20 protein-coding genes are annotated in these 20,314 nt (G+C 65.4%); 11 read left to right on the top strand and 9 right to left on the bottom strand.

What is annotated here, in order from left to right; genetic code table 11:
* Positions 1-43 precede the first annotated feature (43 nt).
* Positions 44-1,486 carry an amino acid permease gene (locus BW971_RS01220; RefSeq protein WP_076475776.1) on the top strand — a complete coding sequence of 481 codons (1,443 nt, stop codon included), beginning with the start codon at positions 44-46 and terminating at the stop codon, positions 1,484-1,486.
* Here the strand turns inward: BW971_RS01220 and BW971_RS01215 are convergent.
* Both BW971_RS01215 and BW971_RS21420 read right to left on the bottom strand, forming a co-directional pair.
* The gene (locus BW971_RS01215) at positions 1,483-2,778 is read right to left on the bottom strand and encodes a DUF222 domain-containing protein (protein WP_143690149.1); all 1,296 of its coding nucleotides are present in this window, start codon (positions 2,776-2,778) and stop codon (positions 1,483-1,485) included. The two genes, BW971_RS01220 and BW971_RS01215, sit on opposite strands and share 4 nt — an antisense overlap.
* 33 nt (positions 2,779-2,811) lie before the next feature.
* Positions 2,812-2,979, bottom strand: coding sequence for a hypothetical protein (locus BW971_RS21420; protein ID WP_159441814.1), 168 nt, complete (start codon positions 2,977-2,979; stop codon positions 2,812-2,814).
* A 229-nt stretch (positions 2,980-3,208) separates the two neighbouring features.
* Here BW971_RS21420 and BW971_RS01210 point away from each other — a divergent pair, with 229 nt between their 5' ends.
* Together BW971_RS01210 and BW971_RS01205 are read left to right on the top strand one after the other, a co-directional pair.
* Positions 3,209-3,940 (top strand): dienelactone hydrolase family protein, encoded by a 732-nt coding sequence (locus tag BW971_RS01210; protein ID WP_076475772.1) that lies wholly within the window; start codon positions 3,209-3,211, stop codon positions 3,938-3,940.
* An 88-nt stretch (positions 3,941-4,028) separates the two neighbouring features.
* Positions 4,029-4,247 (top strand): ABC transporter C-terminal domain-containing protein, encoded by a 219-nt coding sequence (locus tag BW971_RS01205; RefSeq protein WP_143690148.1) that lies wholly within the window; start codon positions 4,029-4,031, stop codon positions 4,245-4,247.
* Here BW971_RS01205 and BW971_RS01200 read toward each other — a convergent pair.
* Positions 4,238-4,978: an SDR family oxidoreductase gene (locus tag BW971_RS01200; protein ID WP_076475768.1), complete on the bottom strand. Its 741-nt coding sequence runs from the start codon at positions 4,976-4,978 to the stop codon at positions 4,238-4,240. The genes BW971_RS01205 and BW971_RS01200 overlap by 10 nt on opposite strands.
* 95 nt (positions 4,979-5,073) lie before the next feature.
* On the opposite strand from BW971_RS01200, the gene BW971_RS01195 reads away from it, so the two are divergent.
* On the top strand, positions 5,074-5,469 hold the full coding sequence (locus BW971_RS01195) for a winged helix-turn-helix transcriptional regulator (RefSeq protein WP_076475766.1): 396 nt from the start codon (positions 5,074-5,076) through the stop codon (positions 5,467-5,469).
* A 28-nt stretch (positions 5,470-5,497) separates the two neighbouring features.
* On the opposite strand, the gene clpB is transcribed toward BW971_RS01195, so the two are convergent.
* On the bottom strand, positions 5,498-8,053 hold the full coding sequence (gene clpB / locus BW971_RS01190) for an ATP-dependent chaperone ClpB (RefSeq protein ID WP_076475764.1): 2,556 nt from the start codon (positions 8,051-8,053) through the stop codon (positions 5,498-5,500).
* 283 nt (positions 8,054-8,336) lie between these two features.
* On the opposite strand from clpB, the gene BW971_RS01185 reads away from it, so the two are divergent.
* On the top strand, positions 8,337-8,633 hold the full coding sequence (locus tag BW971_RS01185) for a putative quinol monooxygenase (protein ID WP_076475762.1): 297 nt from the start codon (positions 8,337-8,339) through the stop codon (positions 8,631-8,633).
* Positions 8,634-8,707: 74 nt separating this feature from the next.
* On the opposite strand, the gene BW971_RS01180 is transcribed toward BW971_RS01185, so the two are convergent.
* Complete coding sequence (locus BW971_RS01180; protein WP_076476303.1) at positions 8,708-9,604, bottom strand: DUF5995 family protein; 897 nt, start codon at positions 9,602-9,604, stop codon at positions 8,708-8,710.
* Between the two features lie 202 nt (positions 9,605-9,806).
* On the opposite strand from BW971_RS01180, the gene BW971_RS01175 reads away from it, so the two are divergent.
* Positions 9,807-10,658 carry a 1-acyl-sn-glycerol-3-phosphate acyltransferase gene (locus tag BW971_RS01175; RefSeq protein ID WP_083709152.1) on the top strand — a complete coding sequence of 284 codons (852 nt, stop codon included), beginning with the start codon at positions 9,807-9,809 and terminating at the stop codon, positions 10,656-10,658.
* Positions 10,659-10,692: 34 nt separating this feature from the next.
* On the opposite strand, the gene BW971_RS01170 is transcribed toward BW971_RS01175, so the two are convergent.
* From BW971_RS01170 to BW971_RS01155, 4 genes are read right to left on the bottom strand one after another with little or no spacing between them, the layout of a single operon-like run.
* Positions 10,693-11,721, bottom strand: coding sequence for an amidohydrolase family protein (locus BW971_RS01170; protein ID WP_076475760.1), 1,029 nt, complete (start codon positions 11,719-11,721; stop codon positions 10,693-10,695).
* Between the two features lie 31 nt (positions 11,722-11,752).
* Positions 11,753-12,769: a VOC family protein gene (locus tag BW971_RS01165; protein WP_076475758.1), complete on the bottom strand. Its 1,017-nt coding sequence runs from the start codon at positions 12,767-12,769 to the stop codon at positions 11,753-11,755.
* 28 nt (positions 12,770-12,797) lie between these two features.
* Complete coding sequence (locus BW971_RS01160) at positions 12,798-13,661, bottom strand: alpha/beta fold hydrolase (protein ID WP_076475756.1); 864 nt, start codon at positions 13,659-13,661, stop codon at positions 12,798-12,800.
* Positions 13,651-15,219 carry a bifunctional 3-(3-hydroxy-phenyl)propionate/3-hydroxycinnamic acid hydroxylase gene (locus tag BW971_RS01155; RefSeq protein ID WP_076475754.1) on the bottom strand — a complete coding sequence of 523 codons (1,569 nt, stop codon included), beginning with the start codon at positions 15,217-15,219 and terminating at the stop codon, positions 13,651-13,653. The genes BW971_RS01160 and BW971_RS01155 overlap by 11 nt, the downstream gene beginning before the upstream one ends.
* Before the next feature lie 154 nt (positions 15,220-15,373).
* Here BW971_RS01155 and BW971_RS01150 point away from each other — a divergent pair, with 154 nt between their 5' ends.
* The 5 genes from BW971_RS01150 to BW971_RS01130 all read left to right on the top strand — a co-directional run bounded on the left by BW971_RS01150 (position 15,374) and on the right by BW971_RS01130 (position 20,297).
* Entirely contained in the window at positions 15,374-15,997 is a 624-nt protein-coding gene (locus BW971_RS01150; protein ID WP_076475752.1) for a TetR/AcrR family transcriptional regulator, read from the top strand.
* On the top strand, positions 15,994-16,785 hold the full coding sequence (locus BW971_RS01145; protein WP_083709151.1) for a 2-keto-4-pentenoate hydratase: 792 nt from the start codon (positions 15,994-15,996) through the stop codon (positions 16,783-16,785). The genes BW971_RS01150 and BW971_RS01145 overlap by 4 nt, the downstream gene beginning before the upstream one ends.
* A gap of 8 nt (positions 16,786-16,793) precedes the next feature.
* Entirely contained in the window at positions 16,794-17,744 is a 951-nt protein-coding gene (locus BW971_RS01140; protein WP_076475750.1) for an acetaldehyde dehydrogenase (acetylating), read from the top strand.
* Positions 17,741-18,754, top strand: a complete 1,014-nt coding sequence (gene dmpG / locus BW971_RS01135) for a 4-hydroxy-2-oxovalerate aldolase (protein WP_076475748.1) — start codon at positions 17,741-17,743, stop codon at positions 18,752-18,754. The genes BW971_RS01140 and dmpG overlap by 4 nt, the downstream gene beginning before the upstream one ends.
* 61 nt (positions 18,755-18,815) lie before the next feature.
* On the top strand, positions 18,816-20,297 hold the full coding sequence (locus BW971_RS01130; RefSeq protein WP_234974154.1) for an MFS transporter: 1,482 nt from the start codon (positions 18,816-18,818) through the stop codon (positions 20,295-20,297).
* Positions 20,298-20,314: the final 17 nt, after the last annotated feature.

Raw genomic sequence — 20,314 nt, 5'->3', positions numbered from 1 at the left:
ATCCGTCGACATCATCGACGAGCGATCGAAAGGGCCTCCCACCATGAGTACCGACACCCCGGCGTCAACCCCGCCGCCGTCATCCGATCCGACCGCACCCGCGTCTGCACCCGGTGGTCACGGTCCCGCGCTGGGCACCAGCCTCAAACCTCGACACATCACCATGATCTCCATCGCCGGGGTCATCGGCGCGGGTCTTTTCGTCGGCTCGGCGAACGCCATCGAGAAGGCCGGACCCGCGGTCCTCATCTCGTACCTGCTGGCGGGAACGCTGGTGGTGCTGGTCATGCGGATGCTCGGCGAGATGGCCACCGCCAATCCGGACACCGGATCGTTCTCGGTGTACTCCGACCGGGCCCTGGGACGCTGGGCCGGCTTCTCGGTCGGGTGGTTGTACTGGTGGTTCTGGGTGTTGGTGATCCCGGTGGAGGCAACCGCCGCCGCGTCGATTCTCTCCGATCTCATCGGCGGGGCGCAGTGGATCTGGGCGCTCGCGGTGACCGTGTTGCTGACCGTGACCAACCTGATCAGCGTGGGTAACTACGGTGAGTTCGAATTCTGGTTCGCTCTGATCAAGGTCGTCGCGATCGTCGCTTTCATCGTGGTCGGCGCGCTGGCCATCTTCGGCGTCTTCCCCGGATCGGATGTCAGTGGCATCTCCAACCTGTGGAAGCCGGACGGGTTCCTACCGAACGGTTTCGGGGCCGTCATCGCCGGCATGTTGGTGACGATGTTCTCGTTCATGGGAACCGAGATCGTCACCATCGCAGCCGCCGAGTCGCCGAATCCGGAAGCGGGTATCAGCAAAGCCGTGAACTCGGTGATCTGGCGGATCTCGCTGTTCTACATCGGTTCGATCTTCGTGGTCGTCGCACTGCTGCCCTACGACAAGCTCGACGACGGTTCCTATCAGTCGGTGTTGGAGGCCATCGGCATCCCGCATGCGAAGCAGATCATGGACGTCGTGATCCTCACTGCGGTCGCGTCGTGCCTGAACTCGGCCTTGTACACCGCGTCGCGCATGCTGTTCTCGCTGGGAGAGCGTCGTGACGCACCGCGGGTGGTGCGCAAGCTGACGGGTAACGGGGTGCCGTGGGTGGCCGTCTTGGCGTCGATGGTGATCGGGTTCCTCGCCGTGGTCGGCAACTATGTGCTGCCGGACAAGATCTTCGCCTACCTCTTGGCAACCAGCGGTGCGGTCGCCTTGTTCGTGTATCTCGCCATTGCGACCAGTCAGTTGGTGCTCGGCCGCAAGATGCGCGCCACCGGCGGGCGCTCCGCGGTACGGATGTGGCTGTTCCCCTATCTCACGGGCGTGGTCATCGTGTTCATCATCGCCGTCCTGATCCTCATGGCCTTCGACCCGAATCAACAGCAGGCGATCGGCTTCTCGATCATCTCCGCGGTCATCATCGTCGGCCTGGGCGTCTACCGCCAGCGCACCGATCGCGCCGGTCGCGAGAAGGTCTCGGCCGGCACCGTTTAGAACGGTGGTGGGTCGTATTCGTCATCGGCTTGTCTCGCGCAACGGTTGCGTTCGCGTTCGTGGCGTCGTCGGGCGTGTTTGTCTGCCAGGCGGGGTCGGCGTCTGGTCGGTTCCTCGGGGGAGGCTGGTGGTGGCCCGTTGGGTGGGGCGGTGAACTCGATGTCACCCAGGTGCGGGTGCAGGTCGTGGCCGGTGTGGGCGGGTCCGTCGACGGTGAACCCTTCGGGGGTGGTGACCGTGACTTCGGGGTGGCCCAGGTCGTCGATGGTCTGGTCGTCGAGGAACTCGGTGAACGTTTTCACCCCATGGTGGAACGGGCATTTGGAGTTCATGTCCGCCGGGGCGGTCTGACCGCCTTGTGACGGGTTGTCGTGCTCGTATTCGGTGACATGGTCGCTGTCGCAGCGCATCGCGGGCTGGTCACATCCGGGCCACACACAGTACTGATCGCGCATCCACAGAAACCGGGCCAACGCGGCGGACGGCCGGTACGGGTCTGCGGGTTGCGCTGCGGGTGCAGACGTGGGGACGGGTCGGATGACCGTGTCCGGGCGGTGGGCGAGGTCACGGATGTGGTCGGGTGAGATGACCCCGTACCCGGGGATGAACCCCGGCCGACCGCCCTGCTCCGACGACAGGGTGGCGTGGTCGGTGACCACATGAATCACTGCAGTGGTGGCCGGCCCCGACGTGGTGGTGGTGTCCCAGCCGGTTGCGGCGGTGCACTCGGGGTCACCGCACAAACATTCCCACGTCGCACCGGTGGTCAACGCGACCAACGCATCCGACCTGCGTGCCGCCCTGGTGCGCGGATCATTCGCACAGACGTGGTCGGCGGCGGCATGCACCCGTTGCGCCAACAACAGGGTGTTCTCCGCAGTCATGCTCGCACCCACCACACCCATGCCATCGGCACCGTTCTCCGTCCAAAACGACCGGGCGTCCTTGGCGACCCGACGCCGCTCCCGCACACCATCCGGGTCGTGGGTGTACACGATCCGATCCACCATGTCCCGTAACCGGTTCGTCGACCACGACCCCTTCCGGCGTAAACACTGTGCGATCTCGCGGTCCACGGTGGCGACAATGGTCTCGTCGGTGATCAGGTCGGTGCGCGACACGATCGTGCGGATGTGTTGTGGGGCGACCTTCCCGTCCCGGAGGCACAACAACACCTGCGGTAACCGATCCCGCAACGCGACCGCCCGCGCCAACAACCCTTCCGCAGCCACCTGACTGATCGACAACACGGTGGCGATACGGGTGGCACACAACGCGGTCGAATCGATCATCCGGTAATCGGTGAGCACCTCGTCGCCGACCAACTAGGAATCCAGCTCGGCGGCAAGCCGATACCGCTGCCACTCCAGAAACGACTGCCCCGCCGTGGCGTGCACCATCTCCGCAAGCAGATCGTTGACCGGGGCGCCGGAGACGTCGCCGAGCAGCCTCAATGCTGCCGGCGACCCACCCGCCCAACGACTCTCGCCCATGTGTTCAATTATAGAGATGGGGTACGACATCGACTCCGCCTCGTGGATCAGGTCCGCGGTAAACCCCTGGCGGTGGGCGAACCGGGTCGGTTACGCTCGCCACGCCGGATCAGAGCCAAGCAAGGAGGTGGTACCCGTGAACACTTCGACGTGGGTGCTCCTCTGCGGAGTCACGGTCGGGCGATAGGTCGCCCGGGAGCACCTCTCAGGACTCCCGAAAGGCACCACCATGCATGTCATCGACGAACATCACCTCGACGACGACCTCATCGAACGACGATTCGTGTCCGGGGACATCCCCGGAATTGCCTGGATACCCGATCCATGCCCCGAACCGGTCCCCACGATCCTCCTCGGCCATCCCGGTGGTCTGAACTCGATGTACACCCGACTGTTGGGCCGCGCACGGATGTCGGCCCGTCACGGATTCGCCACTGCCACGATCGAACTGCCCGGCAGTGGTGATCGCGAACCCCTGCCCGCCATCGACGAGGTTCGGACGGAACTGCGACAGAACCTGATGTCCGGACAACCGGTCACCGATGACATCGTCGATCGGCTCGTACTGCCACTGGTCGACATCGCGGTGCCGGAATGGCAGGTCGCACTCGACGACCTCATGTCCACGCCGGAGCTCCGCGGACCGATCGGGTTCTCCGGCGGTGTGACGGCCATCGGCCTGCGGCTCGCCGGCGTCGAGCCCCGGATCGCGGCTCTTGTGTTGTTCGCCGGCAGCTTCGTCCCCCACTCCTTCGTCGAGGAGGCCGCTCGACTCAGCGTTCCCATGCACATGCTGTTGCAGTGGGACGACGAACGCAACGACCGGCAGGCGGCGCTGAACTTGTTCGATGCCTACGGATCGCACCAGAAGACGTTGTCGGCCAACATGGGCGGTCACACCGGTGTCCCCGACTTCGCTGGTGAGGAGGTGGCCCGATTTCTGGCGCGGCATCTCCACTGATCGCGGTCGAATCGACCTGGGTGACGTACCGGCCACGCGGCCTACCATGGGAACGGAACGACACTCGTCGGCCGGAGGTGAGACCACCGTGGATCCACACAAGGACCCGGAGATAGCTCAGCTGGAGAAGCGCATCGAGGAGTTGGAACGGCAGGTCGCCGAGCTGCAATCCATGTTGCGGTTCAGCCCGACACGCCGTCCCGACGACCCGACTCCGCCCGCGCGTCCACCGGGCATCTGGTGTTCCACGTCGGTGACCCGATCACCGGCATTCCCTGCGCAGTCGGCGGATTCGTCTCAGACCTGACGCGCGCCGCCTTCCACGTGGACCGTCTCGCCGGAGACGAATCCCGCACTCAGCAACCACAATGCAGCATCGGCGATGTCATCGAGGGTCCCGGTTCGGCGAACCGGGTTGCCCTCGGCCACACCGTCGAAGAAGGCTTTGCGGTCATCTGCGGGCATCGAATCCCAGGTGCCCGAGTCGATGATGCCCGGCGAGATGGCGTTCACCCGGATCGGCGCGAGTTCGACGGCCAGGTTGCTCGCCGCGAACGACACCGCACCGTTGGTGATGCCCATGATCGACAGACCTGCGGACGGTTTCCACGCGGCCACGCCCGAGAACAGCAGGAACGACCCGGTCGCAGGCATGATCGGCGCGAAGTGCTTCGCCAGCAGCAGCGGCCCGATGACCTTTGCCTCGAAGGCGGTGACCACCTTGTCGTGTTCCAGTTCGGCGACCGGCACGTTGTGGTGCGCGGCCGCGGTCACCACCACGTGGTCCACGGATCGGAGTTCGGCGGCCGCAGCCGCGATCGACGCCTCATCGGTCACATCGATGGCGATGCCACGTGCGTTGTCGATCTGCGCGGCCGCGTCGTTCGCCGATTCCATACTGCGGGCTCCGACCACGACCTTCGCTCCGGCGTCGGCGCTGCGACGGGCGATCTCACGACCGATGTTCTTCGCTCCCCCGACCACCAGTACCGTGGTCCCGGCCAGCGCGTCCTCGTTGTTCGTGTGCCCTGCGCTCATGTCTGACGTCCTCTCGTCTCGATGACCTGACGAGCTCGACAGTATGGAATAGATACCGGTACCTTCAACGAAACCGCTCGCCACCAGGAGGTTCGATGCCGACCACGGATGCGCCACCGCCCACGGCCTACAACGTGATGGCCCCGACCTGCCCGAGCCGCGTGGTTCTGCACCGGATCGGTGCGCGGTGGACGGTGTTCGTGGTGACCGCACTGGCCGACCGAACGATGCGGTTCAGCGAGCTCAAAGCCCATATCCAGGGCATCACCCCCAAGGTGCTGACCGAGACCCTCCGCGCCCTCGAATACGACGGGCTGGTCGCGCGTACCGACCTCGGCGGACAGCCCCCACACGTGGAGTATTCGTTGACCGCACTCGGACGATCGCTGTTGGTCCCGCTGGCAGCGGTCCGAGAGTGGGCGGAGACCCACGTACCCGACGTCCACGCCGCCAACGCCCGCGCCGATACGGCGAACCCCGCCCCGGCGTGATGCCGGAGCGGGGTTCGCTCGATCGTTCTCAGCTCAGGACGAGGTTCTCGCCGTCGTCGCTGACGTTCACCGGAACGGTGTCGCCGTCGGTGATCCGACCGGACAGCAGTTCCTTGGCGAGCCGGTCGCCGATCGACTGCTGCACCAGGCGGCGCAACGGCCGTGCACCGTAGAGCGGGTCGAATCCGCGGTTGGCCAACCATTCCCTGGCCTTGTCGGACACGTCGAGATCCAACCGACGGGCCGCCAGGCGCTTGCGCAGCTGATCCAGTTGGATGTCGACGATCGACACCAGCTCACCGGGCTGCAACGCGTCGAAGATCAGCACGTCGTCGAGTCGGTTGATGAACTCCGGCTTGAATGCCGCACGCACCGCTGCCATCACCTGTTCCTCGTCACCACCGGCGCCGAGGTTCGACGTCAGGATGAGGATGGTGTTCCGGAAGTCCACCGTGCGACCCTGACCGTCGGTGAGTCGTCCCTCGTCGAGCACCTGCAGCAGGATGTCGAACACATCCGGATGCGCCTTTTCGATCTCGTCGAACAACACCACCGAGTACGGGCGACGCCGCACGGCCTCGGTCAGCTGACCGCCACTCTCGTATCCGACGTATCCCGGAGGAGCACCGACAAGTCTTGCCACCGAATGCTTCTCGCCGTACTCACTCATGTCGATGCGGATCATCGCCCGCTCGTCGTCGAACAGGAACTCCGCAAGCGCCTTGGCCAGCTCGGTCTTGCCGACACCGGTCGGGCCGAGGAACATGAACGACCCCAACGGACGGTTGGGATCGGCGACCCCGGCGCGCGCACGACGGACCGCGTCCGAGACGGCCTCGACGGCCTTTGCCTGCCCGATCACGCGCCTACCCAGCTCCTCCTCCATACGAAGCAGCTTGGCCGTCTCACCCTCGAGCATGCGACCTGCGGGGATGCCGGTCCACGCGGAGACCACCTCGGCCACGTCGTCGGGACCGACCTCCTCCTTGAGCATCACGTCACCGTCACTCGGAGACCCCTCGCTCTTCGCCAATGCGGCGTCGAGATCCTTCTCCAGACCGGGGATCCGGCCGTAGCGCAATTCCGCAGCCCGTCCGAGGTCACCGTCGCGTTCGGCGCGGTCCGCCTCGATACGGAGTTCCTCGAGCTCGGTCTTCAGGTCACGCACGGAGTCGATGGCGTTCTTCTCACCCTGCCACCGGGCGGTCAACTCGTTGAGCTTCTCGCGATCGTCGGCGAGCTCCTGACGCAGCTTCTCCAGCCGCACCTTGGAGGCCTCGTCGGTCTCCTTCTCCAGCGCGACCTCCTCGACCTCGAGTCGGCGGACCACCCGTTCCACCTCGTCGATCTCGACGGGGCGCGAGTCGATCTCCATCCGCAGCCGCGACGCGGCCTCGTCGACGAGGTCGATCGCCTTGTCCGGCAGGAACCGAGAGGTGATGTACCGATCGCTGAGCACCGCCGCCGACACCAACGCGGAGTCGGTGATGCGGACACCGTGGTGCACCTCGTATCGGTCCTTCAGCCCACGCAGGATCGCGATGGTGTCCTCCACCGACGGTTCGCCGACGTAGACCTGCTGGAAACGACGTTCGAGCGCGGCATCCTTCTCGATGTACTGGCGGTACTCCTCGAGTGTGGTCGCACCCACGAGGCGCAACTCGCCACGGGCCAGCAACGGCTTGATCATGTTGCCCGCGTCCATCGCCGAGTCGCCGGTGGCACCGGCACCGACGATGGTGTGCAGCTCATCGATGAAGGTGATGATCTGCCCGGCCGAGTTCTTGATCTCGTCGAGCACGGCCTTCAACCGTTCCTCGAATTCACCGCGGTACTTCGCCCCGGCGACCATCGACCCGAGGTCCAGTGAGATCACGGTCTTGCCGCGCAGACTCTCCGGCACGTCACCCTCGATGACCCGCTGGGCGAGACCCTCGACGATGGCGGTCTTGCCGACGCCGGGTTCCCCGATGAGCACCGGGTTGTTCTTGGTGCGCCGGCTGAGCACCTGCACCACCCGACGGATCTCGGTGTCGCGACCGATCACCGGGTCGAGTTTGCCCTCACGAGCGCGGGCAGTGAGGTCGGTGGAGTACTTCTCCAACGCCTGGTAGGTGTTTTCCGGGTCAGGGCTGGTGACGCGCGAGGTGCCGCGCACCGACACGAAAGCCTCGCGCAGCTGTTCCGGGGTGGCACCGAGCTCGTGCAGTGCCTCCGCCACATCGGAATCACCGGTGGCCAGTCCGACCATCAGGTGTTCGGTGGAGACGTATTCGTCGTCGAGTTCTCCCGCGAGCTGCTGAGCAGCGGTGATCGCAGCGATGGTCTCGCGGCTCAGCTGCGGCTGACCGCTCTGACTGGCCACGGTGGGCATCTTCGCGATGAGCGCCTGCGCCCGCGATCGGACGATCGCCGGATCTGCGCCGACCGCCTTGAGCAACGGCGCCGCGATCCCGTCGGATTGGTCGAGCAACGCCACCAGCAGGTGCGCGGGCCGGACGTCGGGGTTCTTGTTGGCCGCCGCGTCCTGGACCGCGGCCTGCAAAGCGGCCTGGGTCTTCGTGGTGGGGTTGAAGCTGTCCACTGCACGCCCTTTCTTCCTGGTCATGAGTCTGTTCGTAGTCAGTGTTCATCGGGGACGACCGCCCCGTCGAGTCCTTCAACGCAGATATAGTTGAGCGTGTTCCACTCAAGATTGCCGAGGCCGCTAAAGTGACAGGTCTCACACTTGCAGGCCAGCGGTCGCATGCGCACCACAATGACCAAGGCACAGCGGCGAAGCCCACCTGATCACCCTCGGTCTCGATCGACTACAAGGGCCATCACGTCGCCGGTTGCCGACAGCAACGACCACCAACAGGGGAACCATGACCGTCACGCAACCCGTCACCGTACTCATCCACATCCGCGCCCACGCCGGCAAAGAAGACGCTGCCCGCGACGCCCTGCAGGAAGCGATTGCCACCTCGCACAAACCCGGCATGATCTCGTCCCGAGAGTTCGCCGACCCCAGCGATCCCCGATCTTTCTTCGCCATTCAGGAATGGGAGGACCAATCGTTCTTTGCAGCCCATATGGGCAGCGTCGCGGGCGACCTGCCCACCTCCACCGCGATGCTCGCCGAACCCCCGGCCGTTCGCGTCCTCTTCGAGATCAGCAGGTAGTCCCGCTGAAGGGGGATCACGGCACGTAGCGCACGTCAGCCGCGATGCATGTGCACCCATCGCTGGCGACGCACTCACCGCAACTTCAACACACCCAGTGCAGCGGCAACCGCGAGCGCGTTGTCACCGGTCGACCACAGCAGTCCGACCGAGCGGACGGCGGCCGCGCGCGTCGATAGGACCTGCAGCGCCAGACCGTTTTCGAAGGTCAGCACGTTGTAACCTATGTCGGCCGCTCGCAGCATCGGACCGGTTGCCCGTCCGGCTCCGACAACACGATCGAGACCCTCGCCGACGAAGTAGAACCGCATGGCCGGGCCGAGGTCGACGCCGTAACCCCGATTGGTCACTGCGACTATCGACTTCGCGTGCATGGCAATCGTGTCGACGATGAGGTAGAAGTCGTGCGCGTCGCTACGCGTTGCCGCGGAATCAGCGACAGCGTATGCGAGGTCGGTGGTGATGTGTGCGTTGTACCCGGACATCGCAACGCGCTGTCCGGACTGGGTGCAGTCTGCCGCGAGCAGGAAGTGGCGCCTCCAGTGTGTCGGTACCAAGCCGTCACCGAATTCGGCGTGTACGGCCTCGAGATAGCGATCGAGGAGGGCCAGGCTGATGGCCTGCGCCCGCTCGGGGTGCTGCAGGCCGGACGGCCGAGACTCGAGGGGAAGGACGGCCTCGCGTTCGGTCACCGCAAGACCCACCGCGAACAAACCCCGCCGATCATTGTGACGGACCAGGATGTCGGCGATGTTCTGCAACCGTGACACCTGGTCTCGTAGTCGCGACAGTGTCGAACCGGTGGACGTCGGCGGGTCCGAGAGCGCCATGATGTCCTGCCGCTCGCGTGACGTCAGTGCGGAACCACATCCGTGCCCAGCAGATTGTGCCGATACGGTCGCATCCATACCCGCCGCCCAGACGGCAATCGCTCCCGCGACGACGAGTGCTGTGGCGCGGATCGTCCCCATGGTTCGCTCCCCGTCCGTGCGGTTGGCGTCAGTCGTGCGAACACTACCGACGAATCCGGTCGGCTGTTCCGCTATCGAGTACATGCGCCGGTACGCACGCCGCACCACTTTCGCTGCGATGTTGCGGATCCGATCCGCTGACACGTTCTGCCCATTATGATTTCGGTATCATCGCACAACAGGGGGCGGAGGAGATCGCCGTATGGGGGCTTCGTCAGCGGGTGTACGAGATGCCGCGGCACTACTCACGGCATTGGCCGAGCAGAGCGGACGAGCCACGACCCGAACCCTCGACACCTTGACCGAGGGTGATGTGCTCGCCGCGATCGCGCGCACCGGCCGATCACTGGGTGTCGAATTCGTGCGGCGTTACCACCGTCTCGAGATCTGCGCGGTGTCGGTTCCCCAGGATCGGCCCGTGCTGTTCGTGGCAAACCACGGCTTTGGTGGCATCTTCGATCTGAATGTCTTCGCGCTGATGGCCACGCTCCGCGAACTCGATCTGCAGCGGCCGGTGACCTTTTTGGTTCACCAGATCGCCTGGACGCTGCAGGTGGGCCCATTGATCGAACCGCTGGGCGCACGACCAGCGGGTTCGGAGGAGGCCAAGAATGCATTCGCGCGCGGGGAGAACGTAGTGGTCCTTCCGGGAGGCGACCTTGACGCCTTCAAGTCCTTCCGCGAGCGAAACACCGTCTCGTTCTACGGGCGCAGCGGGTTCGCGAAGCTCGCGCGTGACTGTGACGTGCCGATCGTGCCGGTGGTGACCACGGGAGCGGGTAAGACGTTGCTCGTCCTCAGCCGCGGCGAACGTCTGGCTCGGATACTGGGCGTCGACAAGATGTTTCGCCTGAAAGCGTTACCCGTCTCCATCTCGATTCCCTGGGGGGTGTCGGTGGGTGCGGTGGGACTGCTGCCCTACTTCCCCATGCCGAGCAAACTCCGTACCCGGGTATTGCCACCGATGGAATCGTCGGGAGCTGCCGGTCCGGAGGAACTCGCCGATCAGGTCGCGACCGCCATGCAGGCCGCGGTCGACGGCCTCATCGGCTGAGCATCGACAGGACAGGGACCCGACTCGGCTCCCATCACGGTTGCAGCGCGCGAGTGATGATGCGCATCACCGTTCGGCGAGTGTCGCTGGTCAGCCGGTCCACTGTCGATCCATGTGGCGACGGTGGCGGACTGGTGGCCAATCGGGGGAACAACTGTTCGGCCGCACCGCGCTCGATGAGCCGTCGGTCGGCGTCCGACATCGCTGTGTAGTCCTCGAGACCCGCGGCGAAGTACGCACCGGCGACGGTGGGAGCGAAAGGCCAGTCGGAGCCGAACGTAATGTGGCCCGGCTCGGCGAACGCGAGCAGCGTAGGCAGTGCGGCGAAGCTCGACGACAACGCCGTGTCAAAGTAGAAGGAGCGAAAGTCGTCCAACACATCGAGGATGCTGCGCTTGGTGTCACCGGCGATGGCAGTCGCCATTCGATGGGCGGCGTACGGCACGAATCCCCCGCCGTGACTGAGGATGAACCGGATGTTCGGGTTGTCGCGCACGATCCCGTTGCGCACCAGCAGGTATGACGCACGGGTGGTGTCCAGCAGGAAGTCGGCGGCGAACGGCGGAATGCCGTCGACCGGTGCGGCCGGCAGCTCCGCAGGATGAATGAACACGACGGCGCCGCGCTCGTCGAGCACCTGCCACAGCTCGTCGAGCCCGGGAGCTCCCAGGTAAGTTCCGGCCGAGTTGGCCAGCAGGACCACCCCATCGACACCGTGATCCAGGGCCCGGGTCGCCTCGGCCACCGATTGTTCGACGTGCGGTGTCGGCAAGGTCGCGAAGTACCCGAATCGGTCGGGCCGCTGTGCGACCAGGTCTGCACCGTAGTGGTTGAGCCGCGTTGCCAGTTCCGCGGCCTCGCCTGCGTCACTCAGAAACGAGGTCCCTGGAGTGGACACCGACACCATGGCGGTCGAGATGGCCAGATCCGACATCGTCGCCAACGACGTCTCGGGCGACCAGTCGGGCAATGCTCTGCCACCCGCGTCGGCGATCCCGTGGTCGCGCAAAGCGTCACGATAGAACGGCGGGATCAGGTGATGGTGGGTGTCGATCCGGTTCATGGGTGAACCCTTTCGTCAGCGTACGGAGAGGTCAGTTGTCGGGTATGCCGGAGCCCGCGAGCGCGGGTACGACATCCTCCTCGTGGCGCAACGACCTGGCCGCGAGCCGGAACTGATCGAGTTTGTCGATGATGGTCTGACCGACCGGTGTGTGACCCCAGATGCTGATGCCGTGGTGCGTTGACGGCTCCCAGGTCTTCTCGTCCACGACAAGGGGATTCCACCCGACCTCCCACTCGAAACCGGAGGGAGTCTGCGCATAGAAAGACAGTTCGCGGTCGTTGGTGTGTTGTCCCACCGACAGGGCCATCTCGAAGCCGAGCTGCTTGACCCGCTGGTACGCGGCGGTCATGTCATCCAGGGATGCGACCTCGATGTTCAGATGCTGCACACGCGTGCGAATGGGGTTGATCGGCGCTGTGAGGACGTTGGCGATGGCGATCGAGTGGTGACGTTCGTTGACCCGAAGGAAACGGATCTTTAATTTTGCACCGCTGATCGTCTCGTCGATGTAGTCGGTGAGGCGAGCATCGAACACGGTGTTGTAGTAGCCCCGCATCTGCTGGGGTTTTGTCGACGTGATCGCCACGTGCCCCATCCCGGAAGCGCCGGTGACGAAACCGCCGCGATTGCTCATGTACAGCGGCTGGTCGGTGGTGCGTGCGGTGGTGAAGATCTCCTGAGCCAACCGGTTGGGGCCGGGAAACCTGACCAGACGCTCCACGCCGCGAACGGCCGCGTCCTCCTCAGTGCCCTGCAGCGTGGCCACACCGTGATCGGTGACGCGCGCCAGCACCCGGTCGAACGACTCGTGATCGTCGAGGTGCCAGCCGATGGCGACGACGTCCTCTGCCGGCCCGCGGGTGACGATGAACCTCGCTTCGTGGTCGTCGAGGCGAAAGCGCATGACGTCCGGAGACAGCTCATCGAGATGCATTCCGATGGCATCGCGGCCAAATCGACGCCACTCGGTGAACCGTTGCGACTCGATGACGACGTAGCCCAGGTGCACGTTGCCGAACACCGACGTTGTTGTGGCACTGGTCATGACTGCATTCTTTCTGGAGCGGGGTTTTTCAGGCGTAGGTCTCGGAGAGGAAATCGCCGACGAGTCGGTTGAAGAGCTCGGCGCGTTCCCATTGGACCCAGTGCCCCGTACGAGCGGGCATCACCAGATCGGCGTTGGGCAATCGGTCCAGAAGCTGGTGGGCCCCTGCGGGTTTGTTGACCTTGTCATCACGGCCCCAGAGGATCAGGGTGCGGGTCTGCAATCGTCGCAGGCGCGTGTCGCGAGTAAAGTCCATGCGCCACAGCGTCTTCACAGCACCGAGTCCCGAGGGCCGACGCAGCGGGGGGTTGGCGATGACCTCGGGATCAACAGACGCCTCATACCGCTCATCGATGGCCGCAGCGGGAATGGACTCCGCGTCGTACACCAGGTACGACCGGATGAACTCCTCGAGCTTGTCGCGACTGGGCCCGTCACCGGTGTAGTAACCCAGAAGACTGTTGAGCCCCTTGGTCGGTGCACCGCGAGTCGTACCGATACCACCGGGTCCCATCAGCACGAGGCGCTTGACCCGATGTGGGGTGTCCAATGCCAGCCGCAACGCGCAGGCGCCGCCATAGGAGTTGCCGACCAGGTGGGCTGCGTCGATACGGAGGGCGTCGAGCAGTCCGCGAATGGCGTCGGCCAGGCCGCCGAACGGATCATCCTGCGGCAGCTTCTTGCTGGATTTCCCGTAGCCGGGTAGGTCGGGGACGATGACCCGGAAGTGTTGTGCCAGTGCGTCGATGTTGCGCGCGTAGTTGGACAGCCCGGCGGCTCCCGGCCCGCCACCGTGCAGCAGCAGGACCGGTTCACCGGCACCGCATTCGGTGTAGAAGATCGAGGTGTCACCGTTGACGGTGACGGTACGCGACTGCTTCTCAGCGAGCATGCGCAGAACCTTTCAGAGGAGTGATTGTCGCCGGCGGTGTGGGTAATGGTCTGCCGGCCTCGGCGGCCGCATAGATGAACCCGTCGGGACGGATCACCGCCGCACCCACGGCGCGGTCGGTGAGCCACGCGGTCAGCTCACCACTGATGTCGACGACCGCTTCCTTGGTCGGCCGTGCGCCTCGAGGCACCACGCGTATGGTCGGCACACCCGCTTCCGCCCACTGCTCGTGCTCGACGCCCGTCACGGCCAGAACACACCACCGCCCGGCGAGGACATCGTCGAGAAGTTGCTCGTCGCCGTCACCGGTGGCGACGATCGGCTGGGGAAGCTGCCACCCTCGCGCCCGATGCTCGTCGGGAGCGAGAAGCCCTGCTTCGTAATGGGCGTCGGGAATCCAGTTGTTGTCCACCAACCATCGGCGGGTGGCCGGTGCCCTGGCCAACAACCGCATCACGTGGTTGCGGATCGCGGCAACGACCGGACGTCGTTCGGTGATCATGCGGCCAGTGAAGACGGCATGTTTGGTGGTCTCTCGTACGTGCGGTTCCCGCTCGGTCTGATAGCTGTCGAGCGCAGCATCGGGCAGTTCACCGGCGATCACTCCGGCCAATTTCCAACACAGGTTGGCGACGTCGCGTACACCGGACGCCATGCCCTGACCGATCCACGGCGGCATCGCGTGGGCGGCATCGCCGGCGAGGAACACCCGGCCGACCCGCCAGCGGTCGGCGACCCGAACGTGATGGCTGTACACGACGGATCTCAGGATCTCGACATTGTCGGGAGTAATGTTCTGACCCCGCAACATCTCCCAGATCGCCTCGTGGGTGACGAGATACTTCTCGTCCTCGCCGTCGCGGACCGGGAACTCCCACCGATGGTGACCCAGGGGGGTAGGACAATCCACCGTCGGACGCTGGGGGTCACAGTGGAAGCGCAACCGTGAGCTGCCCGGCCAATCCGAGAGCACCTTGGTGTCGATGACCACCCACCGCTCGGTGTAGGTCCTTCCTTGATATCCCACCCCGAGCTGTCCACGAGTGCCCGAGGATCCGCCGTCGGCGGCGATGACGTACTGGGCAGTCAGTCGCACGAACGTGTCGTCCGCGAGATCCGCGGCCAGGACCTGGGCACACTCCCCCGCCGGGACCACTTTGAGACACTCGTGACCGGTCAGGACGGTGACGTTCGCGAACCGCGAGACACCCTCCCGCAGCGTCATGTCGACAGCCGGTTGGTAGATGAACTGCTGCGGCGGGTGTCCGGCTCCACGCGAGACGGGCTGGACCTCGACGAACGGTCGACCATCGGCATCGACGAAGGCGACCATGCCGCCGGGCAGCATGTCGCGCTGCAGCGCATCCGACAACCCGGCGGACTGCCAGATACGCATGACCTCCTCGTCGGTGGAGATCGCACGTGCGCGCCCATAGATGTCGGCATCGCGCTCGAGAACCACGACCCGGAGCCCCCGCTGACCGAGCAGATTCGCCGCGGTCACACCCGTCGGTCCGTAGCCGATGATCGCCACGTCGTAGTCCGCCTGCTCAGACACGGTTGGATCTCCTTCGGCCTCGTCGCCCGAAACGACGAACGTCGTCCCGTAGTGGTCACTACACTAAGACCTTGACCCGGGGTGGTCAAGGCCCTACCGTAGTGATCACTACAGAATTGGCGAGCGAATTCGCCACTCGAGAACGGGAGCGTCGATGCCTACACAACCGCGCCGCAAGCGTGCGAACGGAGAAGCCTCGCGTGTCAAGATCCTCGACGCCGCAACCGAGATCGCCAGCGAGCGAGGATACGAGGGCACCAGCATCGGGTTGGTCAGCAAACGGTGCGGGCTTCCGGCCAGCTCGATCTACTGGCACTTCACGGACAAGGACGATCTGATCGCTGCGGTCATCGAGCGCAGCTTCGGCCGATGGCTGAGTGCCTGGACGATTCCCGACGCGGGGCCCGCGGCACACCAGGTCTCCGAGATGGCCGGTCAGGTGGCCAAGGCATTGCAGGACTCGCCCGACTTCCTGCGTCTGGGACTGATGTTGGCTCTCGAACGTCGCCCGGTCGAACCGCGTGCGCGCGAGATGTTCCTGTCAGTACGCGCCCAAGCCCTCATGGCCGTACGTGCCGCCGGTGCGCAACTCTCACCGGGACTCGACGAGGCGGATCTCGATCAATTGGCCACCTATGCGATGGCCGGGGCGGATGGGCTGTTCATCGCCAAAGAGATCGGCGGTGATGCCGTCGACCTCCTCGGTTTGTTCCAGTTGCACGGGCAATTGGTCATGGATGCCGCTGTGCGGTTGGCGAACAAGGATCTCGACCGGTGACCGCCGTGAACGCATCGGTCATCGACCACCACGCCCACAGACTCGATGACGCCACACGCGCGGCGTCACCGATCGAACCACTCACCACCGCGCTCCCCGAACTCGACGTGGCCGCCGCGTATGAGATCCAGCAACGTAACCTCGAACGCGCGTTACGCGCAGGGGCGCACCTCGTCGGCCGCAAGATCGGGTTGACCTCCGCACCGATGCAGACACTGCTCGGGGTCGACGAACCCGATTACGGGTTCGTGCTGGACACGATGGTGGTGCCCGACGGCGGCACCATCGCACGCTCGAGTCTGTGCGCGCCACGCGTCGAGCCCGAGATCGCATTCCGGTTGCACCGCCCGTTGCGTGGTCCAGGAGTGAGCGTTGCCGATGTTCTGGATGCCACCGATGCGGTGGCCGCCGCACTCGAGATCGTGGACAGCCGCATCGTCGACTGGCGGATCACATTGCCCGACACCGTTGCCGACAACGCGAGCTCCGCAGCCGTGGTCCTGGGGCCGTGGGTCGCGCTCGGCGACGCACCCGACCTCGACACTGTCGTCGCGACGCTGTCCCTGCGTGGCGACGTGGTGGACACCGGCACCGGTGACGCCGTCTTGGGACATCCCGCCCATGCCGTGGCGTGGTTGGTCAATGCGCTCGCCGACTACGACACCGGGCTCCAACCCGGGGAGTTCATCATGTCGGGATCGATCACCTCGGCGGTGTTCGTCCACGCCGGTGACACCGCGACAGCCGAGTTGTCCGACCTGGGACGGGTATCCGTCTCGTTCACCTGAGGAGCACCATGACCTACAACTATTCCGTCGCCATCATCGGATCAGGCAACATCGGCACCGACCTGATGATCAAGATCTTGCGTTCGGACGGACCACTGCGGGTGGCCGCCATGGTGGGTATCGACCCCGAGTCCGACGGGCTTGCCCGCGCGCGGCGCATGGGTGTGGCTACCACTGCCGATGGCATCGATGGCCTACTCGCGATGGATGAGTTCGCCGAGGTACGACTCGTGTTCGACGCGACGTCCGCGGGCGCGCACCGAGCGAACTGGGCACGACTGCACGAGACGGGCAGGCGCATGTTGGACCTGACACCCGCGTCCATCGGGCCGTTCTGTGTGCCCGTGGTCAATCTGGATGATCATCTCGATGCGCCGAACCTGAACATGGTCACCTGTGGTGGTCAGGCCACGGTGCCCATCGTCGCAGCTGTCGGCGAGGTGACACCGGTGTTCTACGCCGAGATAGTCTCGTCGATTTCCTCGAGGTCCGCCGGGCCCGGAACCCGGGCGAACATCGACGAGTTCACCGAGACCACCTCCACCGCACTGCGTGACGTCGGGGGCGCACAGCGCAGCAAGGCGGTGATGATCCTGAACCCGGCCGACCCGCCCATCCTCATGCGCAACACCGTGTACTGCCTCGTGGAAGGCGACACCGACGACTCGGCGATCGAGGCATCCATCGCGGCGACCGTCGACAAGGTGCACGGCTACGTACCGGGATACCGATTGAAGCAGCGCGTGCAGTTCGAGAAGTTCACGGCCGATGAGCCGTTGTTCATACCCGAGACCGGCAAGTTCATCGGTACCCGAGTGACCACCATGCTCGAGGTCACCGGAGCCGCACACTACCTGCCCTCGTACGCGGGCAATCTCGACATCATGACCTCTGCGGCCAAGGCCACCGCCGAGCGCATAGCCTCCCACGCCACGCCGAAAGCCGAGGTCAACGCATGAGCGCCCTGTACATCAGCGACGTGACCCTCCGTGACGGAATGCACGCCATCGGCCACCAGTACACCCGTGAACAGGTCGCCACCATCGCCCGAGCCCTCGATGGGGCCGGCGTGGATTCGATCGAGGTCACCCACGGGGACGGGCTGTCCGGATCGAGTTGTATCTACGGCTTCGGAGCACACACCGATCTCGAATGGATCGAGACCGTCGCCGGCGTCGTCGAACACGCCCGGGTCGCCACTCTGCTACTACCGGGAATCGGCACCGTGCACGATCTCCGGCAAGCACACGCTGCCGGTGCTCGCGTGGTGCGGGTGGCGACTCACTGCACCGAGGCCGACATCTCCGCCCAGCACATCGCCGCTGCCCGCGAACTCGAGATGGACACCGTGGGTTTCCTGATGATGAGCCACATGACCTCGCCCACCGAACTCGCGACGCAGGCCAAACTCATGGAGGACTACGGCGCGACATGTGTCTACGTCGTCGACTCCGGCGGCGCGCAGACCATGCGCGATATCGCCGATCGCTTCGACGCACTGCGCCAGGTGCTCGATCCGGCAACCGAACTCGGCATCCACGCTCATCACAATCTGTCGTTGGGTGTCGCGAACTCGTTGGTGGCGGTCGAGCACGGAGCACACCGGGTGGACGCCTCACTGGCCGGTATGGGTGCAGGTGCAGGCAACGCACCGCTCGAGGTGTTCATCGCCGCCGCAGCGCGCATGGGGTGGGAACACGGCTGTGACCTCGATGCTCTCGAGGACGCGGCCGACGACATCGTCCGGCCGTTGCAGGACCGTCCCGTCCGCGTCGACCGTGAGACCCTGACCCTCGGTTACGCCGGTGTGTATTCCAGCTTCCTGCGGCACGCCGAGCGCGCCGCGGCGCGGTACGACATCGACGCCCGCTCGTTGCTCGTCGAGGCGGGTCGCCGCGGTATGGTCGGCGGCCAGGAAGACATGCTGGTGGACATCGCGCTCGACCTCGTCGGCCACAATGCCGGCTGATCACCCACAGGAGTCGGCCGTCTCAGCGGGTCGCGGTGGTCATCGCGGCACCCTGTTCGCGATGTGTTTGGCTTTGGTGCTCGTGGTCGCGTCGGTGTCCGCGCTCAACCTCGCGCTGCCGGATCTCGCCGTGAGCCTCGGCGCCGACAACACGGCGCTGACGTGGATCGCCGACGCCTACACCGTCGCGCTGGCCGCTCTGGTCCTACCGCTCGGCGCGATCGGCGACCGACTCGGCCGGCGCAGCGTGTTGATCGCCGGTTGTCTCGTCTTCGGCGTGTCGTCGTCGCTGGCCGCGCAAGCCGGGTCACCGACGACCCTGATCATCTGTCGAATCGCGATGGGCGTCGGCGCGGCGATGATCATGCCCGGCACGCTATCGACGATCACTGCGACTTTCCCCGCCGACCAGCGATCGCGCGGAGTCGCCACATGGTCCGGATTCGCTGCTGCTGGAGCGATTCTCGGTATGCTCGCGGCCGGGGGCCTGCTGGAGCGATGGGGCTGGGAGTCGATCTTCTACGCGAGCGCGGGAGTCGCCGTCGTCGCGGCAGTGGCCGCCGCTATACTCGCGCCCAACACCAAGGACTCGGACCCGGCACCCTTCGACACCGCGGGATCAGTGTTCACCGCGGTCGGCATCGGCACCCTGGTGTTCGCCATCATCGAGGGCAGCGACCAGGGTTGGACGTCGGTGACCGTTCTCGCGACGGCGGTGGTGTGTGTGATCGCGTTCGCCGCGTACGCCGTGCACGGGCTGCGCGCCGAACACCCTCTGCTCGATCCACACCTCTTCGCGCTCCACGGCTTTCGTGCCGGCACCATCACCGTTGTCACGCAGTTCATGGCGATCTTCGGCTTCTTCTTCGTCGGCCTGCAGTTCTTGCAGCTGATCCTCGACTACAGCCCTCTCATCAGTGCCGTGGCTCTGATCCCCGTCGCCGTCGTGGTACTGCCCACCTCACAGATCACGCCTCGCCTCGTTGACGCACTCGGCCTCAAGATCGTCATGACGGTGGGTCTGCTGCTGATCGCCGCTGCCCTGGTGTGGGTGTCACGGCTGACGGTCAGCTCGACCTACCCGGTGTTTCTCGTCGGGCTCGTCCTTGCCGGACTCGGGGTGGGTCTGACCGGCGCAACCGGTACCGCCGCGATCGTGGGCGCGCTCTCGTCGGGGCAGCAGGGCGTCGCCTCGGCGGTCAACGACACCACACGAGAAGTGGGGTCGGCCCTGGGGATTGCGATCATGGGATCGGTGTTCTCGGCGCGCTACGCCGACGGCCTACCCGACCTGAGCCGCTTGCCCGAGAGCGCTGCGACCGCAGTCCGTGATTCCGCTGCCGGTGGACTCGCCGCCGCCGGGCGACTCGGCTCCGCCGGTTCCCAGCTCGCCGACGCGGTGCGGCACGCCTTCATCGACGGACTGTCCTGGGCCATGCTCAGCGTCGCCATAGTTCTCTTCATCGCCGCCGCAGGATGCCTGGTGCGTGCGCCTGGTCGCGCACAACCCACGGCGATCGGCGATGGGCAGGACAACACCTAGAGGCCGCCCACCCGGGC

Origin of the sequence: Williamsia sterculiae, assembly GCF_900156495.1 — a bacterium.
Lineage (GTDB): Bacteria > Actinomycetota > Actinomycetes > Mycobacteriales > Mycobacteriaceae > Williamsia_B > Williamsia_B sterculiae.
The sequence above is the reverse complement of the archived record's forward strand: the minus strand, read 5'-3'. Positions and strand labels throughout refer to the sequence as shown.

What these genes read in the sequence shown, in the direction of transcription:
- BW971_RS01220 (WP_076475776.1), top strand. Translation starts at nt 44, where the DNA reads ATGAGTACCGACACCCCGGCGTCAACCCCGCCGCCGTCATCCGATCCG.
- BW971_RS01215 (WP_143690149.1), bottom strand. Translation starts at nt 2,778, where the DNA reads ATGATCGATTCGACCGCGTTGTGTGCCACCCGTATCGCCACCGTGTTG.
- BW971_RS21420 (WP_159441814.1), bottom strand. Translation starts at nt 2,979, where the DNA reads ATGGGCGAGAGTCGTTGGGCGGGTGGGTCGCCGGCAGCATTGAGGCTG.
- BW971_RS01210 (WP_076475772.1), top strand. Translation starts at nt 3,209, where the DNA reads ATGCATGTCATCGACGAACATCACCTCGACGACGACCTCATCGAACGA.
- BW971_RS01200 (WP_076475768.1), bottom strand. Translation starts at nt 4,978, where the DNA reads ATGAGCGCAGGGCACACGAACAACGAGGACGCGCTGGCCGGGACCACG.
- BW971_RS01195 (WP_076475766.1), top strand. Translation starts at nt 5,074, where the DNA reads ATGCCGACCACGGATGCGCCACCGCCCACGGCCTACAACGTGATGGCC.
- BW971_RS01185 (WP_076475762.1), top strand. Translation starts at nt 8,337, where the DNA reads ATGACCGTCACGCAACCCGTCACCGTACTCATCCACATCCGCGCCCAC.
- BW971_RS01180 (WP_076476303.1), bottom strand. Translation starts at nt 9,604, where the DNA reads ATGGGGACGATCCGCGCCACAGCACTCGTCGTCGCGGGAGCGATTGCC.
- BW971_RS01175 (WP_083709152.1), top strand. Translation starts at nt 9,807, where the DNA reads ATGGGGGCTTCGTCAGCGGGTGTACGAGATGCCGCGGCACTACTCACG.
- BW971_RS01170 (WP_076475760.1), bottom strand. Translation starts at nt 11,721, where the DNA reads ATGAACCGGATCGACACCCACCATCACCTGATCCCGCCGTTCTATCGT.
- BW971_RS01165 (WP_076475758.1), bottom strand. Translation starts at nt 12,769, where the DNA reads ATGACCAGTGCCACAACAACGTCGGTGTTCGGCAACGTGCACCTGGGC.
- BW971_RS01160 (WP_076475756.1), bottom strand. Translation starts at nt 13,661, where the DNA reads ATGCTCGCTGAGAAGCAGTCGCGTACCGTCACCGTCAACGGTGACACC.
- BW971_RS01150 (WP_076475752.1), top strand. Translation starts at nt 15,374, where the DNA reads ATGCCTACACAACCGCGCCGCAAGCGTGCGAACGGAGAAGCCTCGCGT.
- BW971_RS01140 (WP_076475750.1), top strand. Translation starts at nt 16,794, where the DNA reads ATGACCTACAACTATTCCGTCGCCATCATCGGATCAGGCAACATCGGC.
- dmpG (WP_076475748.1), top strand. Translation starts at nt 17,741, where the DNA reads ATGAGCGCCCTGTACATCAGCGACGTGACCCTCCGTGACGGAATGCAC.
- BW971_RS01130 (WP_234974154.1), top strand. Translation starts at nt 18,816, where the DNA reads ATGTGTTTGGCTTTGGTGCTCGTGGTCGCGTCGGTGTCCGCGCTCAAC.